At 36.6% G+C, this 16856-nt stretch carries 16 protein-coding genes; 10 read left to right on the plus strand and 6 right to left on the minus strand.

Annotation, left to right across the window (positions count from 1 at the left end; all coding sequences use genetic code 11):
- The first annotated feature begins 127 nt into the window (after positions 1-127).
- The 6 genes from ACMZ42_RS22310 to ACMZ42_RS22335 all read left to right on the plus strand — a co-directional run bounded on the left by ACMZ42_RS22310 (position 128) and on the right by ACMZ42_RS22335 (position 9873).
- Entirely contained in the window at positions 128-847 is a 720-nt protein-coding gene (locus ACMZ42_RS22310; protein ID WP_370080126.1) for an ABC transporter ATP-binding protein, read from the plus strand.
- Positions 816-3281, plus strand: a complete 2466-nt coding sequence (locus ACMZ42_RS22315) for an FtsX-like permease family protein (RefSeq protein WP_415732817.1) — start codon at positions 816-818, stop codon at positions 3279-3281. Before ACMZ42_RS22310 ends, ACMZ42_RS22315 begins: the two co-directional genes overlap by 32 nt.
- Before the next feature lie 6 nt (positions 3282-3287).
- Positions 3288-3794: a PadR family transcriptional regulator gene (locus ACMZ42_RS22320; protein WP_323657096.1), complete on the plus strand. Its 507-nt coding sequence runs from the start codon at positions 3288-3290 to the stop codon at positions 3792-3794.
- A gap of 191 nt (positions 3795-3985) precedes the next feature.
- Positions 3986-4501, plus strand: a complete 516-nt coding sequence (locus ACMZ42_RS22325) for a hypothetical protein (protein ID WP_415732818.1) — start codon at positions 3986-3988, stop codon at positions 4499-4501.
- A gap of 1174 nt (positions 4502-5675) precedes the next feature.
- Entirely contained in the window at positions 5676-8381 is a 2706-nt protein-coding gene (gene acnA / locus ACMZ42_RS22330) for an aconitate hydratase AcnA (protein WP_415732819.1), read from the plus strand.
- Between the two features lie 79 nt (positions 8382-8460).
- Positions 8461-9873, plus strand: coding sequence for a YcdB/YcdC domain-containing protein (locus ACMZ42_RS22335; protein WP_415732820.1), 1413 nt, complete (start codon positions 8461-8463; stop codon positions 9871-9873).
- A 206-nt stretch (positions 9874-10079) separates the two neighbouring features.
- Here the strand turns inward: ACMZ42_RS22335 and ACMZ42_RS22340 are convergent, their stop codons facing one another.
- The 5 genes from ACMZ42_RS22340 to ACMZ42_RS22360 form a co-directional block, all read right to left on the minus strand.
- The gene (locus ACMZ42_RS22340) at positions 10080-10478 is read right to left on the minus strand and encodes a hypothetical protein (protein ID WP_415732821.1); all 399 of its coding nucleotides are present in this window, start codon (positions 10476-10478) and stop codon (positions 10080-10082) included.
- 230 nt (positions 10479-10708) lie between these two features.
- Positions 10709-11128: a hypothetical protein gene (locus ACMZ42_RS22345; protein WP_415732822.1), complete on the minus strand. Its 420-nt coding sequence runs from the start codon at positions 11126-11128 to the stop codon at positions 10709-10711.
- Positions 11104-11622 (minus strand): hypothetical protein, encoded by a 519-nt coding sequence (locus ACMZ42_RS22350; protein ID WP_415732823.1) that lies wholly within the window; start codon positions 11620-11622, stop codon positions 11104-11106. Before ACMZ42_RS22350 ends, ACMZ42_RS22345 begins: the two co-directional genes overlap by 25 nt.
- Positions 11598-11765 (minus strand): hypothetical protein, encoded by a 168-nt coding sequence (locus ACMZ42_RS22355; protein ID WP_415732824.1) that lies wholly within the window; start codon positions 11763-11765, stop codon positions 11598-11600. The genes ACMZ42_RS22350 and ACMZ42_RS22355 overlap by 25 nt, the downstream gene beginning before the upstream one ends.
- Before the next feature lie 80 nt (positions 11766-11845).
- Entirely contained in the window at positions 11846-12988 is a 1143-nt protein-coding gene (locus ACMZ42_RS22360) for an MFS transporter (protein WP_415732825.1), read from the minus strand.
- A gap of 168 nt (positions 12989-13156) precedes the next feature.
- Here ACMZ42_RS22360 and ACMZ42_RS22365 point away from each other — a divergent pair, with 168 nt between their 5' ends.
- On the plus strand, positions 13157-14008 hold the full coding sequence (locus ACMZ42_RS22365; RefSeq protein ID WP_370083583.1) for a LysR family transcriptional regulator: 852 nt from the start codon (positions 13157-13159) through the stop codon (positions 14006-14008).
- 47 nt (positions 14009-14055) lie between these two features.
- Here the strand turns inward: ACMZ42_RS22365 and ACMZ42_RS22370 are convergent, their stop codons facing one another.
- A complete protein-coding gene (locus ACMZ42_RS22370) occupies positions 14056-14640 on the minus strand; it encodes a DJ-1/PfpI family protein (RefSeq protein WP_370083581.1) in 585 nt (194 codons plus the stop codon).
- 141 nt (positions 14641-14781) lie between these two features.
- On the opposite strand from ACMZ42_RS22370, the gene ACMZ42_RS22375 reads away from it, so the two are divergent.
- The 3 genes from ACMZ42_RS22375 (at position 14782) to ACMZ42_RS22385 (ending at position 16792) form a co-directional block, all read left to right on the plus strand.
- Positions 14782-15219 carry an Lrp/AsnC family transcriptional regulator gene (locus ACMZ42_RS22375; RefSeq protein ID WP_415732826.1) on the plus strand — a complete coding sequence of 146 codons (438 nt, stop codon included), beginning with the start codon at positions 14782-14784 and terminating at the stop codon, positions 15217-15219.
- Positions 15220-15321: 102 nt separating this feature from the next.
- Positions 15322-15843 (plus strand): sigma-70 family RNA polymerase sigma factor, encoded by a 522-nt coding sequence (locus ACMZ42_RS22380; protein WP_415732827.1) that lies wholly within the window; start codon positions 15322-15324, stop codon positions 15841-15843.
- Positions 15836-16792, plus strand: a complete 957-nt coding sequence (locus ACMZ42_RS22385) for a hypothetical protein (protein ID WP_370083575.1) — start codon at positions 15836-15838, stop codon at positions 16790-16792. The genes ACMZ42_RS22380 and ACMZ42_RS22385 overlap by 8 nt, the downstream gene beginning before the upstream one ends.
- Positions 16793-16856 lie beyond the last annotated feature (64 nt).

Below are 16856 nucleotides of genomic sequence, written 5' to 3' on the forward strand. Positions count from 1 at the left end.
GTATATATTATACTTGGGGGGTCTTTTATAAAAAATACATAATTTATAATGAAATTTAAACGATTTTACTTTTATGCATTATATACTTAGTATATAATAATTTCGAAAGGATAGGAGGAATTAAAACATGATTAAAGTTAGAAATTTGAAAAAGGAATTTATACAGGGGCAAGAAAGAACACAAGTCTTGAAGGGTTTTGATTTGAACGTTGAAGAAGGCGAATTTGTGGCTGTAATGGGCCCAAGTGGTTCTGGAAAGAGCACATTACTACAACTTTTAGGGGGTCTTGATGTCCCTACTGAAGGAGATATAGTAATAAATCAAAGTAATTTAAGTAATATGACGGAAAAAGAAAGAACGATATTTCGTAGAAAGTATATCGGTTTTATTTTTCAGAATTACCAGCTACTCCCTACATTAAGTGTAGAAGAAAATATAGCTTTCCCTCTTCATGCAGATGGTAGTTTAACTAAAAAGAAGAACCAAATTATTATAGAACTACTTGATTCTGTCGGATTGAAAGGACTTGGTCGGAAACGTGCTAATTTGCTGAGTGGTGGTCAACAACAACGAGTTGCTATAGCCAGGGCGTTAGTTAATAACCCTTCTGTTCTATTAGCCGATGAACCAACAGGAAATTTAGATAGAGGTAAAGCCGAAGAAATACTCGGATTAATATCAAGATTCAATCGAGAGAATAATCAAACAATCATCATGGTAACGCATGATATTTTCGCAGCTGGGTTTGCTGATCGAATTATTCTTTTTAAGGATGGTGTTATTGATCAAGTGATTTCTAGAAAGGATGATGATTATGCTAAATATGTGGCGAATTTCATGGCGTAATATCACACAAAATAAAAAAAGGTTTTTCATTTCCTTACTTGGGATAATCTTAGGTATAGCTTTTGTAACATCTATGCTTATTGCAGACAAAACAACAAATGATGTTTTCGATTATTATGAAGAAATGTATGTGGCAAATGCGGATTATTGGGTTCTAAGCGATGAACATACTTACTCTGAGGATGTGGTTTCGTCAGTTTTAACTAGCCCAATTGTGACGGAAACCATGCTTGCACTTGATAAACAAGCCTTTTTTGAGCTGGAGGGTGATCAATCTTTAAATCAAAGATCCGTCCGAATTACAGGCGTGAATGATCAAAGCAGTTCTTTACTGAAACTTCCTGTTATCGAAGGGAGTTTGGATAATGAAGGTTTGGTGATACCAAAAGCTGTTGCGAATCTGTTAAATAAAAACGTAGGAGATACAATTAGGTTTACCGATTTGGGAGAAGCTAAGGTTTCCGCCATTGTTGAATATACGCAGTTGCTTGCAAGTCCGAGTAACTGGGAGCGTGCTGAATCAACCAGCTTCCGAATCATGGCTCCACTTGAATTGCTACAAGAATGGACTGGTATGGAGGACAAACTTTCCTATGTAAGATTTCAAACAACTGAAGAAGGAGAGAAACTTTTTCAATCTCTCCAGGAAGAATTTCGTAATTCAAATGCATATGTACAACCAGTTGTCGCGGATGATCGACAAAGTAACGATATAGGGGGACTATATACGTTCTTTTACTTAATTGCTGGGTTATCTATGTTTATTAGCGGATTCATTGTTTTTAATATGATTTATACAAGTGTTATGGAGCGAAAAAAGGAATTTGCAATCATGAAAAGTTTCGGATATCTACAAAGTTCTGTTTCCAGACTTATTCTTATTGAAGTACTACTGTTGGGGCTAATAGGTACAGCTGTTGGGGTGCCTATGGGAATTTGGCTTGGGGATATGTTCATGCAAACTTTACTAAGCGTATTTGAATTTGACATGGTTTACACATTAAATTGGAAAATACCTGCATTAATAGCTGTGGTAGTTGGAATTTTATTTCCTGTTGTATCTTCATTATTTCCTATTTACAATGCGGGGAAAACCTCTGTGTTATTGACATTAAAAATGGCAAATCAAACCCAATCATCGAGAAGCCTGTACATAGTTAGGGCAGTTCTAGGTGTTGGCTTGCTTGCTTTTGTATTTATCAATCATCCCATCTCTTATTTAGCGATTTTAGTAAGCATCATTTTGTTGTTTCCATTATTGTTACTTGGTGTGAGCAGGATATTTAAACCTATTTTAAAATTAATCTTCGGCTACTCTGGTAGTCTGGCAACGCAAACCCTTATAAAACAATTAAATCGAAATGCTAATACTGCTGCTATTCTTGCTGTGGGGATTGCAGTGATATTATTACTAAGTGCTGTTATTGAATCCGCACCTGAAGGTTATGAAAATGAAATCAGGAATACGTATGGAGGAGACCTGAGAGTTTCATCAGAAGCACCTTGGTCTAATCAGGATATAGAAAAGTTACTATCATATGATGCTGTTGTAAATGTTGATCCTTTAACGGAAGCTACGCCAATTACATGGGTAACCACTGATGGGGAGAAGAGACAGTTTTCCATTTTTGCTGTAGATGAAGAAGGCCCCACCTTATTTGAAAGTTCTAATAAAGACAATTTATATTATGAGCTGGCAAAGGAACCTTCTGTTATCCTCGGCGAAAGAGCTTTTGATGAATGGGGTGGAAATATAGGAGAATATATTTACATTAATACACCCTCAGGTAAACAACAACTTGAAGTCCTTGATGTAGTGAAAACATCGAATTACTCAGGCTATGTTGCATTTATGGATGAGAATCATTTAAATAATAAATTTGGTTGGGCGAATCATTTCGACATATTATTAACTTTAAATGACGGATATACTGGTGAACAATTACGTAATGAGTTATGGTTGGATTTCAGCACTCATCTCTCAAAAGTAGAAACAGTAGAAGATAAAATTAAATCAACTACTTCAGCATTAACCGGTATGAATGAGTTGATTTTAATCATGTTAGTTTTAATCATTGGACTAGCTAGTATCGGTACAGCAAACACTTTATTAATGAATACGTTGGAACGCACCACCGAGATAGGGACAATGCGAGCGCTTGGTTTTACGAAACAGCAAGTTAAAAAGATGATCATTGGAGAAGGTTTACTTATAGGATTGTCGGGGTTTATTGGTGGTATAATTTCGGGTGTAGTTTTACTTTATACAACTAGCCAATCCGAACTATTGGGAGGGTTGATATCTTTTCAATTACCTTTAGGGAATACTATTCTGGCACTGATTGCTGGTGTTTCTCTAAGTCTCCTTGCTTCTTGGATTTCCAGTACTACAGCTAGTAAAATAAATATTATATCATCACTCAAAGAAGGTTAAGCAATTATGTCGGTTAAATATGGAATATTAACTCTGCTATTTCTACAAAAAAATCATGGGTATGAATTAAAACTAGAGCTAGAATCCCATCTGGGAGTTAAAGGAAAAATTAATCCTGGTCAAATTTATACGACTCTAGACCGTCTAATACGTGATCAACTTGTCTTATCTGTAGGAATGGATGACCAAGAAAGAAAACTTTATGAAATCACTACGGAAGGTAAAAAAGAGTTGGAAAATTGGTTACTGGAACCTGTACCCTATCATTCTACTAAAGAAGACTTTCATTTTAAATGGAGCTGTGCTCGTAAGATTGATTTCGAACAAGAAAAGAAAATGCTAGATCAACAAAAAGCGATGATAATGAAAGATGTCATGGAATTGACTAAATTTAAAACGGAATTTCTTCTTCAAGGTGACGAGAATAGGTATTTATTAATCACTGGTACCCTCTTGCATTTAGAAGCAGATTTAAACTGGATAAATCAAGTTGAAAATCGAAATAGACCATAATTCTAGGTAAAGGTTTTCTCTTTTAAAAACCTTTGCCGTTATTCAATCTTTTGAAGGGAAGTGAAAATTTTTTGGATGTTATCCTTGATTACAATTGGGAATTGTTTATCTCTATAGAGGTATTGTCATTGGGATCCCTGATCTTATTCGGTATATTTCGCTATTTTTTTAAAAAAACTCGATATAGCCTAATGTGTATTTTTTTATTTCTGTTTTTGTTGATAATTGAGGGATTACTCGGACTGTATGTCTATCGTCAAACAGGAGAAATATCAACTTTTCAAATCGTTATTATCATCTTTATCATTTATGCTTTTACATTTGGTATACTCGATTTTATCAAATTGGATCGTTGGATGCGTAAAAAAATTGGAAAGTTACGTGGCGTTGAATTATTGACTGATAAAGATTATGAGATTATTGAAAAAAATAATAATCCTAAATATATTGCAAAGAAATATCGTGTATCATCCTATATTCATTTAGTTTTGTTCATTACAGTTCAAGCTATTCTGTGGGTAATTGGTACAGAAAGTTTGGCAGAAATAAAGATGTACTTAAGTGATTTTTCGTGGCTAGGAAATGAAAATGCTAAAGGATCACCTTATCCAAATGATGCTGCGTTTGCAATAGGTGTAATTTGGGGAATTGTATTTATTGCTGACTTTATTAATTCATGGTCTTATACATTGTTTCCCAAAAAATAGGCAGAAGTAAGTTTGAACTTCAAAATTCGCACAATTATGGCATATACAGGTTGTAATCGCCTTTTAATAATTAGTGGAAACAAGATATTATTCTATTCTTTGAATACATGTCCACAGTGAAATAGTGTTGTTTAATTACACTTTTTTATAAAAAGGTATTGATAAAGTGTAAGCCCGAATTATAAAAAAATAGGCGCACTTTTTCGGTACGCATCACGAATGGCCGTATATCATTGATTTTTTTATCAGATATACGGCTATTTTATTTTCCACATGCAGCTTGGATGTTTTTTGACCAAGGCATGTACTGATTTAAAATTTCTAGGTTTCGGTGGATATCCAGATTCGGTGGATCCGTCATTAACTTCATCAGGTATTGATAGAAGTCCACTAAATGCGCCCTTATTTTTGGTATATATAACAAAATTATGGATACAGTTATCTTGGGTTACAGCGAAAATCCTTTTTCATTATTAGTGGGCACAATGATAAACAAAAAATATAAGGCTCTAGCTAATGTTGAGTTTGGATTTAAAACAGAAGAAAAGAGCCTTTCGTCAAATCGCCAAACATATTGCAACAAAAGTAGATCGCGATATGATTTGGCTGGAGCCGAGATTGTATTGTAAAGTCCAGTATTTAGAGAAAACTAATTCTGGATTGTTAAGAACAGTATCGTTTAAAGGATTTTGTTTTGATAAAGAACCTGAAGAATGTATCTATTGAAATAATAGTTCATGAAAGTCACTCATTATTTATTTATAAAATGAGTGACTTTTTTAAATTTTTTTAATATGATTTATCTATATAAAAAATATGTTTCTTTGTAAGATTTCTACTATATAAAGTACCTGTCCGAACGATTGTTATAAATTATTCAATATTATAGGTGGGGTACCATTAAAAAAACTACGAATGCCCCAAAAAATGCCCCAGTTAAATACACTTCATATAAAAGGTATAAAAACTTCTTTTTAGCGAAACCTTCATATTATGCACATCAAAAAATTAAAAACATTAGGCTACAAACCAGGGTCATAAGGATTACTTATTGAAAAAGATAATATTAATGTAATTTACTTATGAATATAAATACGCTATTATGGGTATTGGAGAAAAGATGCTTTAAAAATTTATATAGCCTTTTCAAAAAGAAATTTAGGGGGATCCGCAAATGGCACAAGGTAATTTACACAACAGCCGCGCATCATTCGAAGTTAATGGTAAAACTTATAATTACTATGACTTAGCTGCGATTGAAAAAGCTGGCGTTGCAAAAGTTTCAAACCTTCCTTACTCAATCAAAGTATTATTAGAATCAGTTTTACGTCAATATGATGCATATGTTATCAAAGAAGAGCACGTAAACGAATTATCAAAATGGGGTAACGGTGCAGATCCAGAAGCAGAAGTACCATTCAAACCTTCACGCGTAGTATTACAAGACTTCACTGGTGTACCAGTAGTAGTTGACCTTGCTTCTCTACGTTCTGCTATGAAAGAAATGGGCGGCGACCCAAGCAAAATCAACCCTGCTATTCCAGTTGACCTTGTAATTGACCACTCAGTACAAGTTGACAAATACGGTAATGCATCTGCATTAGCAGCAAACATGGACCTAGAATTTGAACGTAACGCTGAGCGTTATAACTTCTTAAAATGGGCTCAAACTGCTTACAATAACTTCCGTGCTGTACCACCAGCAACTGGTATCGTTCACCAAGTAAACTTAGAGTATCTAGCTCCAGTTGTACACGTAAACGAAAATGCTGACGGTACATTCGAAACTTTCCCAGATTCAGTAGTAGGTACTGACTCACATACAACAATGATCAACGGTATCGGCGTTCTTGGATGGGGCGTTGGTGGTATCGAAGCTGAAGCAGGTATGCTTGGTCAACCTTCATACTTCCCAATCCCAGAAGTTATCGGTGTTAAATTAGTTGGCGATCTTCCAAACGGAACTACTGCTACTGACTTAGCATTAAAAGTAACTCAAGTATTACGTCAACGTGGCGTAGTTGGTAAATTCGTTGAGTTCTTCGGACCTGGCGTAACTAAATTACCACTAGCTGACCGTGCGACAATCTCTAACATGGCTCCTGAATATGGTGCTACATGTGGTTTCTTCGCAATTGACGAAGAATCATTAAACTACATGCGTTTAACTGGTCGTGACGAAGAGCACATCGCGGTTGTAGAATCTTACTTAAAAGCTAACCACATGTTCTTCGATCCAACTTTAGAGCCAGTTTACACTGACGTATTAGAAGTAAACTTAGCTGAAATCGAACCAAACCTTTCTGGTCCAAAACGTCCACAAGACTTAATTCCACTATCTCAAATGCGTTCTCGTTACAAAGAAGCAGTAGTGGCACCACAAGGTACACAAGGTTTCGGTTTAACTGAAGATGAATTCGCAAAAACTTCTGTAGCTAAATTCGCTGAAGGTGATGTAGAAATCCCAACAGGTGCTGTAGCAATCGCTGCAATCACTTCTTGTACAAATACATCTAACCCATACGTATTAATCGCTGCGGGCTTAGTTGCGAAAAAAGCTGTAGAAAAAGGTCTAACTGTGCCTAAATGGGTAAAAACTTCTTTAGCACCAGGTTCTAAAGTAGTAACTGGTTACCTTGAAGATTCAGGTTTACAAACTTACCTTGACCAAATCGGTTTCAACACTGTAGGTTACGGTTGTACAACATGTATCGGTAACTCAGGCCCATTACTTCCTGAAATCGAAGACGCTATCAAAGAGAACGACTTATTCGTAACTTCAGTTCTTTCTGGTAACCGTAACTTCGAAGGTCGTGTACACCCACTTGTAAAAGCTAACTACTTAGCTTCACCACCACTTGTTGTTGCTTATGCACTTGCTGGTACTGTGGATGTTGACCTACAAAAAGATTCATTCGGTAAAGACAAAGATGGCAACGAAGTATTCTTCGCTGATATCTGGCCTACAACTGAAGAAGTTAACGCAGTATTAGGTACTGTAGTTAACCGTGAATTATTCCAAAAAGAATACGAAACTGTATTCACAGCGAACGAAAAATGGAATGCAATTGAAACATCAACTGAGTCTCTATACACATTTGATGACAAATCAACTTACATCCAAAACCCACCATTCTTCCAAGGTCTTGCAAAAGAGCCAGAAGCTATCAAAGGCTTAGAAGGCTTACGCATTATGGCGAAGTTCGGTGACTCAATTACAACTGACCATATTTCTCCAGCTGGTGCAATCGGTAAAGATACACCTGCAGGTAAATATTTAATCGAAAACGGTGTTGCAATTCGTGACTTCAACTCATACGGTTCTCGTCGTGGTAACCACGAAGTTATGATGCGTGGTACATTTGCAAACATCCGTATCCGTAACCAAGTTGCTCCAGGTACAGAAGGTGGTTTCACTACTTACTGGCCAACAGGTGAAGTAGAGTACATCTATGACGCATGTATGAAATACCAAGAGCAAGGTACTGGCTTAGTAGTACTTGCTGGTAACGACTACGGTATGGGTTCTTCTCGTGACTGGGCTGCTAAAGGTACTAATTTACTTGGTATCAAAACAGTTATCGCACAATCTTACGAGCGTATCCACCGTTCTAACTTAGTAATGATGGGTGTTCTTCCACTTCAATTCATGCCAGGTGAATCAGCTGATACATTAGGCTTAACTGGTAAAGAAGAAATCTCTGTTAACATTACTGACAACGTGAAACCACGTGAAATCTTAACAGTAACTGCTAAATCTGAAGACGGATCAGTTAAAACTTTCCAAGCTTTAGCTCGTTTCGACTCAGAAGTAGAAGTAGACTACTACCGTCACGGTGGTATCCTACAAATGGTTCTTCGCGCGAAAGCTGCTCAATAATCATTTAACTAAAAAACCGATCTCTTAGGAGATCGGTTTTTGTCTATACATAAAAATAATTGTCATGGGGGTTTTGATTTTGCAAAAAGATAAACTAAAAGAACGGGCTCTATCAATTGTTCCATTACCAAGTCACTATAAACTAATCATAGAAGAGTATTCTGAAGACGAAAGAGTGATGTTCTCATGGGCAACTGAACAACAAGATGAAAGTATGACTGTTGAGTTAGACTGCTCTGGAAACCTCATATACTTATCAATTGAAAAAAATGATTCTGTTTCTGAGGCAAATTCTTTATCTATTGATGAAAAAAGAAGATGTGCTGAACAATTTTTACTTAGTCATTATCCATCTGCACTGGAAGATTTAACGTTTTCAAAAGCTAAACAACTATCTAGTGCGGATCGTTTTTATTTTGAACAAATTGTCATGGATTTACCGTTAGAACATGCTGGTTGTTTTATAGATGTCGATGCTTTGGGAAATATTGTTGGATTTAGATATGACGGAGTGAAAACGAGTCCTGAAATTCCTTCAAGGCTAGTTTCAAAGAAAGCTCTAATGGAACATGTGCGGAATGAATTGGTGTTACAACTAGTAATAACAACATTATCTCGTGATGTTTATAATGTGAAGAAAGATGGACTCCATCTCGTGTATCAAGTAAATTCATTTTTACACTTTAATGCAGATTCTTTAGAACCAAAATTAACGAGTATTCATGATGAAAATGAGCCTGAAAGTTATGCTACACTTCCTCCTTTACCAACTAACTTAATTGCCAATGAATTTACGAATGAATCAATCATTGGCATAACAGATGAACTGGAGCTTATTCGAGAAGTAGACAGAGGTCCAGAGATAGGAATCGTGTGGCGTATACGGGATTGGGAGATGAGAGAAAAAGATTTATCGTTGAACAGTTTTTTTAAAATGCAGTCAGAAGATACAGTAAAAGCTATTATTTCAAAGAAGACTGGTAAAGTTCAAAGCTTTATATGGATGTATGAACGCTCAGGGAATCTACAGCTTAGTCAAGCAGCCTGTTATCAAAAAGCATTAGATTTTTTACTGAAAATAATTCCTGATTACTATCCTTATATCCAACGATTAATTCGAGAAGATGAGGAAGAAGATAATACGTCACAAAGCGAATCGTTTATATTCCAGGCCTATAATAGCCAAGGTATACTTATTCATGATATGGTTGGCGTTGTTGTTAATCGTATGACTGGTCAGATTGATAATTATGCTGGACCAAACTTTGATTTGATTGAGCTTAGCCAAGTTCCAACAGGACCACGTATTTCTATGGAAGAAGCGTATCGTCGATTTCTAGAGAATGTCGATTTTCAATTGGTTTGGGACAAAAATTACGATGACGAAATAGAGTCTTATCAACTTGTCTATCAAGCTTGTGATCGACATACTAGATCACCTATCCGGTATATTGACGCAACAACTGGCGAAATTATTGTCAGTAATATTTAACTTTTTTCAGTGAATTGAATTTGAAGCGACAGTTATAGAAGTCTCCAACCTCTATAGCTGGTGAGATGAATGAGGATAAAGTTATCAAAACATCCGTATCCAGTTGCTCTTGGTGCAGAAACCGATTTCCTGGGAAGTCGGTTTTTTCATGCACCTCTATTATGATGGATAGAACTTCAATAAAGAGGTCTTTAGTTTTAAAATCTTTACTCTTCTACAATTTCCAACAGTTTGTAATAGTTTTCTACAATAGGATAAATATCCGGGTTTGAATCATAGTAGGTATTATCAATTTCGCTTAGTGTAAAATAAAATTTTCTTTCACTATCAAAAAGAGTAATACCATATCTCCAACCAACACGTTTTTCTTGATTGTCTTGCGGAGTAAATTTTATATCTTTAATCAGAGAAATGAATTCATTGATTTGGTCTTGCTTAGTTATCGTTTTTGAAGCACCCATTGAACCATCTTGGATAATCACTTTATCGATACTTTCAATTTTTGCATCCTTATAAAAAGCTTCTAATGATTGCGTTTTTCCATTTGTACAAGCAGACACCAAAAACAGACTTACCAATAAAATTAGAAACAAAAATCTTTTCATTAGACTGCCTCCAAAAAGTTTATTCTATTGCCAATTAGACGGGCTAAATTACAAATAGTTACAAATTGCAAGAGTGTTTATTTAATGCAGCTGACAGCTTTTTCAAATGCCATTGCCTCGATAATGGTTGTAATATATCGTATAACACTTAGTGACGGATAGATCCTCTGAAATCGTGGATAGAAACGTCAAAATCGTGGATAGAACTTCCGGAATCGTGGATAGAATGGTCAAAATTGCGGATAGAACCTCAAAATAAAGGATATAAATGTAAAAGCGATGGATAGAACCTCTGGAATCGTGGATAGAAACGTCAAAATCGTGGATAGAGCCTCCGAAATCGTGGATAGGGTGGTCAAAATTGCGGATAGAACCTCAAAACAATGGATAGAAATGTCAAAGCGATAGATAGAACCTCCGAAATGATGGATAGAATCGTCAAAGTGACAGGAAGAACGGCCAAAGTGACGGAAGTTCCCGCCAAAGAGACGGAAAGAATCGCCACAGCGACGGATGGAACCATCGAAACGACGGAAAGAATCTCCGCCGACGGAAGTTGCCGCCGGAGTGACGGAAAGAATCATCAGAGCGACGGATGGAACCATCGAAGCGACGGAAAGAACGGTCAAAGCGACGGAAAGAATCTCCAACGACGGAAGGTCCCGCCGAGGTGACGGAAAGAATCGCCACAGCGACGAATGGAACAATCGAAACGACGGAAAGAATCTCCGACGACGGAAGGATCCGCCGAAGAGACGGAAAGAATCGCCACAGCGACGGATGGAACCATCGAAACGACGGAAAGAACGGCCAAAGCGACGGAAAGAATCTCCGACGACGGAAGGTCCCGCCAAAGTGACGGAAAGAATCGCCATAGCGACGGATGGAACCATCGAAACGACGGAAAGAACGGCCAAAGCGACGGAAAGAATCTCCGACGACGTAAGGTCCCGCCGAGGTGACGGAAAGAATCGCCACAGCGACGAATGGAACTATCGAAGCGACGGAAAGAACGGCCAAAGCGACGAAAAGAATCTCCGACGACGGAAGGATCCGCCGAAGAGACGGAAAGAATCGCCACAGCGACGGATGGAACCATCGAAGCGACGGAAAGAACGGTCAAAGCGACGGAAAGAATCTCCAACGACGGAAGGTCCCGCCAAAGTGACGGAAAGAATCGCCATAGCGACGGATGGAACCATCGAAACGACGGAAAGAACGGCCAAAGCGACGGAAAGAATCTCCGACGACGAAAAGCGCCACCCTAAAAGAAGGTAACCCAGTCAAATTTGCGATTCTAACCATCAAAATGACGAATAAGATCATAAATCAACAGTTAGAATCGCAATTATATAAATTTATACTTTCTAAACGCTAAATTTGTTCTTCAAACTAAAGAACTGTAAACAAATGGCGATTAGTATAGAGATAACCGCGAAATAAATCAATGTTATTGTTCCAATCTGTAAGGACAGTACAATGCCACCTAAGCTTGCACCGATTGCACTGCCTAAATAATTTACAGAACTGTTTAAGGCCACTGCGGAGCTTCCGTTGTTGGGCTGATATGATAGTAAAATATGTTGTTGAGGTGCTTGGCTTGCCCAACCCATTGCTCCCCAGACAAAGAATGGTAAGTACTTTATTATAGGTAAGTTAATCATTAATGGGATACAAATAATGGATAAAGTTAAAGTGAATAAAATGATCGTAACTAAAGTTTTTGGTTTTCCGAAGTAGTCGATTAAGTATCCAATCATTATACTTCCAAATAAGCCACCGAATCCCCATGCCCAAAGATATTTTGTTATGTTACCTGAGCCTGCCATGTCTTCTAATACGGGAGATAGATATGTATACAATCCAAGGCTAGCAACACTGGCGAAAAATGTTATACATACAGTTACAGTTACTCTTTTATCTAGAAACATCTTTAATCGTTCATTTAGTGCAGGGGGAGGGGTTGTTGGGAAATTGGGAAGTAAAATATACATACATAAAACAGAAATTACACCGATTATAACTAATAGCCAAAGTGTTAATTTCCAATCAAATAAGTTGGATATATATATACCTAAAGGAACCCCTAGTACTGTTCCCATGCTCATTCCTCCAATAGTCAATCCTAGAGCTCGCCCTCTCTTTTCACTAGAAACGAACTTTGTAGAGGCTGCAACAGCTAATGGTGAAAATAAACCAGCCCCAGTCCCCGCAATTGCCCTCGAAAGTAGAAGAATAGAAAAGCTTGGCGCTAAAGCTGTGATGCCATTCGCTATTGTAAAGATAAGCATTGACCCTATTAAGATTTTTTTTATTGGTTTTCCTGCAAGTAAAGAAGAAAATAACGGCGCTGATATTGCGTAAAATAAAGTGAAAATACTTACAGCCTGGCCGACTTGTGAAGTGCTTTTGTGATACGTATCACTAATTCCTGGGAGAAGCCCTGCGATCACATAGGCATCAAAGCCCAAGGCAAACATGCCAAAGGATAATAATAAAACATTTTTCATTTATCGAACCTCCAAAAAAATTAAAGATGCTAAGTATAGACGTCCTATAACGTTATGTTATAATCGATGCATCTTCTATATTTAATAGGTTACTAAAAAACCAAGAATATGGAACAATCACTATTTTATAAGGGTATAACAAATCGTTATAAGGTATGGAGGAATACAATGAATGTAGAATGGTTACATAGTTTTATTGCCGCAGCCAATCAGAAAAGTTTTTCAAAAGCTGCTCAAATCATGAATCTTTCCCAACCTGCACTAAGTAAACATATACGAAACTTAGAGAATAATCTTGGCATCGAGCTATTTCATAGGACATCGATTGGTATCGAATTAACAGAAGCTGGCGAACGTTTTTACACTCGCATTACACCAGTTTTGACTGAATTAACGACCATTCGTGAAGAATTACAGCAATTTAGCCAGAGCAGCCCTATTGCCATCGGTGGTCTGCCTAGCTTAGCTACTTACTATTTGCCAAACAAAATGAATGAACTTAAGCAACTAGATCGACCTATAACTTTAATGATTCAAAATACGTCAAATGAACTGCTACAATCTTTGGAAAAAGGTAGACTTGATGCAGTCTTTGTGGATGCAAAATATACGGGAGAATCTTTGTGGAGTTGCGAATTGTTTACGGAGCCTTACTATGCTGTGTTTCCGTTGACTCATCGTTTTAATTCAAGAACAGTAGTGGATCTTGAAGAATTGTGTGAGGAGCCACTTATTGTCCATCAAGCTCCTTGTGATTCAAGGAAGGAGATAGTAGAACAAATACAATCACTTGGCTACAAGCCTAATATCATAAGTGAGATGAACTTTGGGGATTTTATCTTTGGAGCTGTAATTGCTGAAATGGGGATTACGATTGTACCAGAATTAATGGCTAAAAATATCGGTCATCTTCAGCTGTTTGCCTTACCGATTAATAATTTTGGAAGGTCCAGAACGATTGCATTGGTTACAAAAAACAAAGAACTTGGATCGAAGTTACATCATTTATTATCAAATTAAACGAATGAAGCTGTCTCAACTTAACGCATTGAGACAGCTTCATTTAATTACTTAAACCCCATTAAATCCTTTACCTTTTTTGTATTTTCCTCAGATGTCAGCATTTCTAGTAAGCTAAAAGCAACGTCGAATGCGGTGCCAGGATTTGATGATGTAATAATATGTCCAGTTTGAACAATTCGTTCGTTTACGATGTCTGCACCATAGGATTGTAGCTGTGCCAGTCGTTTACTTGTTGGATGATTATAAGTAGTAGCTTTTCGATTATGTAGTACTCCGCTATGACCTAAAATTAGGGAAGCTACACAAACCGTTGCAATCGGTTTTTTGTGTTCATCGAAATGACGAATGACCGCCTGGAACTCCTCGCTAAAGGCATCATCATAAAATCCAGCTTCTTCAAAACCTCCAGGAATCGCTAGTGCATCAAACTCCGCTAATGAAATTTCATGAAGTAACTTTTCAGGTGTTACGTTAAAATTCCATGTACATTGTAATTGCTGATGCAATCCTACTGTCACGACTTCAGTTGTGCCGTCTCCCTCCCATTTATTCCAGCCAAGTACATCTGTAAAAACACTCGCTTCAACAGCCTCGAAACCATTTGCTAATAGTAATAATATTTTTTTCATGTTGTTAATGCCTCCTTTATATGTTTCATTGTAATGAATAAGGCTATTCAATGACAGAATCTGTATAATGTTATTTAGATGAATTGCTTTATTATAAAAGGAATTTTATTAAATCTAATTAATTAAAAAAGGTGGATACATATGGATCAAATAGATACAGAAATATTACAGCAATTGCAGCGAAATGCAAAAATATCGATGAAGGAATTAGCTTCGATGGTTCATTTATCATCTCCAGCAGTAATTGAGCGTGTTAAAAAGTTAGAAGAGCAGGGGATTATTGAGGCTTATAGTGCGAAGGTAAATTTAAAAAAGTTAAATCGCGATATTCAAGCTATTATTTTATTTAAATCAATTGATTGTAAAAGTCTTTCGGATTTTTGTAATGCACATCCTGATGTCCTTGAATGCTATCGTGTAGCGGGTGAAATAAGTTATATCGTAAAAATTGCAACTAATTCAGTGGAAACATTGGAGCAGTTTATAGATGAGGCAATGCCATATGGAACGCCATCTACAAATATTGTGCTTTCTTCAAATAAAAAAGCGGTCATTGCTCCTTTCTCTGATGAAAATTAGAATAAGTGAATTTAGAGTTTATCTAGATCTTTATTTAAAAAAATATAAAAAAAGCAAACCTCAATATCGTGAGCACCGTTTATAGGGCAGAGAGGGGGAGAGATGTTGCTTGAAACTAAAGAACTCGAAGAAATAATGCAGCAGCATACAGAAAGGCTCATCCGACTTGCCTTTTATTACGTCAAAGATTTACAAAGTGCTGAAGATATCGTGCAGGATGTATTTATCAAATTTTACGATATTCAGCAAAACTATGAGGAAAGAGGAGAATTACGGGCATATTTATCGAGGCTCGTCATTAACAAAAGTAAAGACTATTTACGTAGCTGGACATACCGTAAAATACAAGTTCAACAGAAGATCTTTGCCAAGCAGGCTATTACGAAAAGGGACATGCTAGTACAGCAGGATGAACAAACCTTAGTAGAAAACGCCATCTTAGCACTACCATTAAAACAGCGTGAGGTCCTAATTTATTTTTATTTTGAGGAAATGCCTGTTATTAAAATTGCCGAGCTTTTAAGTATTCCGGAGAGTACGGTGAAAACAAGGCTACGTCGTGGACGAGAGCTATTAAAGCCGAAGCTACAGCAAATTGAATGGGAGGTCCTGCTGCATGAGTAAAGTCGATGTGAGGGTAATAAATGATTTAACCGAAAGCAAAAAGCGTGTGATGACTAATGTTGTACAGCATTTAGAACAGCGTGAGATGAAAAAAAGATCCTGGCGTTGGCAATATAGTGTATTATCTATTTTATTTACAGTTTGTATTGGAATATTTCTGTATAGCCAATTCAACGGAAGTCAAGAGCAATCAGCAAGTATACCAACTGTATTGGATGAAAAATTTCTAAACTTCTATTTAGAAACGGATTCCCGGGTAAATGATCAGAAAAGGTCCAATGATGCAAAGAAGCAGAACTTTGAATCCTTTTTACAGGCTGAATCTTTATATGCTTACGCTCGGTCAAAGGGGATAGTACCTTCGCAAAAACAAATTGATGAACAGCTTGAATCATTGATAGAAGTAGGTATAAATCAAAACGAAGCGCAATTTACTGAACAATTAAAAATGGTGAATCTTACAAGAGAAGAATTTATCGAACAATATTCTTATAGATTAGCTATAATCAATTCACTATTGGAGCAGGAAAAGAATCAATACAAAGATGTAAATAGGCCGATACTATATTTTCTAGTCTTGAAAGATGCTATGAACTATTTAGAGAAGCACTATAGTCAAGAGATAGTTGCCTTACGTGAAAAATTTGATATTCCAGTTGGGGAAAAAGAACTCCATTCTAAAAAGGGGTTAATCGTAGCAATCAAGGAACATGAATTTTTAGTTGTTTCCTATGCAGATAAATCGGATATTGGTAAATTATCAATTGATGACATTGTACAAAAACATGGTAATGGTACGTGGTTCCCATTAATCGATGCTCCTACAACATTGTCGCTTGGAGATAATGTAGAAGTGAAATATAGTATAGATATAGGAAGGGAAAAAGCCGAATCTAAAATAACCTTTGCAGATATAGATAGCATGAAAATACTCGAAGATCATAAATGAATCAAGGCTAGACATTCGAAAATTTCAAGAATGTCTAGCTTTTTTATTAGCTGTTTTATATATT

This window comes from Lysinibacillus sp. NPDC056185 (genome assembly GCF_047737915.1).
Lineage (GTDB): Bacteria > Bacillota > Bacilli > Bacillales_A > Planococcaceae > Lysinibacillus.

Coding starts and splice junctions, on each gene's coding strand:
- ACMZ42_RS22310 (WP_370080126.1), top strand. CDS start 128: ATGATTAAAGTTAGAAATTTGAAAAAGGAATTTATACAGGGGCAAGAA.
- ACMZ42_RS22315 (WP_415732817.1), top strand. CDS start 816: ATGCTAAATATGTGGCGAATTTCATGGCGTAATATCACACAAAATAAA.
- ACMZ42_RS22320 (WP_323657096.1), top strand. CDS start 3,288: ATGTCGGTTAAATATGGAATATTAACTCTGCTATTTCTACAAAAAAAT.
- ACMZ42_RS22325 (WP_415732818.1), top strand. CDS start 3,986: ATGTGTATTTTTTTATTTCTGTTTTTGTTGATAATTGAGGGATTACTC.
- acnA (WP_415732819.1), top strand. CDS start 5,676: ATGGCACAAGGTAATTTACACAACAGCCGCGCATCATTCGAAGTTAAT.
- ACMZ42_RS22340 (WP_415732821.1), bottom strand. CDS start 10,478: ATGAAAAGATTTTTGTTTCTAATTTTATTGGTAAGTCTGTTTTTGGTG.
- ACMZ42_RS22360 (WP_415732825.1), bottom strand. CDS start 12,988: ATGAAAAATGTTTTATTATTATCCTTTGGCATGTTTGCCTTGGGCTTT.
- ACMZ42_RS22365 (WP_370083583.1), top strand. CDS start 13,157: ATGAATGTAGAATGGTTACATAGTTTTATTGCCGCAGCCAATCAGAAA.
- ACMZ42_RS22370 (WP_370083581.1), bottom strand. CDS start 14,640: ATGAAAAAAATATTATTACTATTAGCAAATGGTTTCGAGGCTGTTGAA.
- ACMZ42_RS22375 (WP_415732826.1), top strand. CDS start 14,782: ATGGATCAAATAGATACAGAAATATTACAGCAATTGCAGCGAAATGCA.
- ACMZ42_RS22380 (WP_415732827.1), top strand. CDS start 15,322: ATGTTGCTTGAAACTAAAGAACTCGAAGAAATAATGCAGCAGCATACA.
- ACMZ42_RS22385 (WP_370083575.1), top strand. CDS start 15,836: ATGAGTAAAGTCGATGTGAGGGTAATAAATGATTTAACCGAAAGCAAA.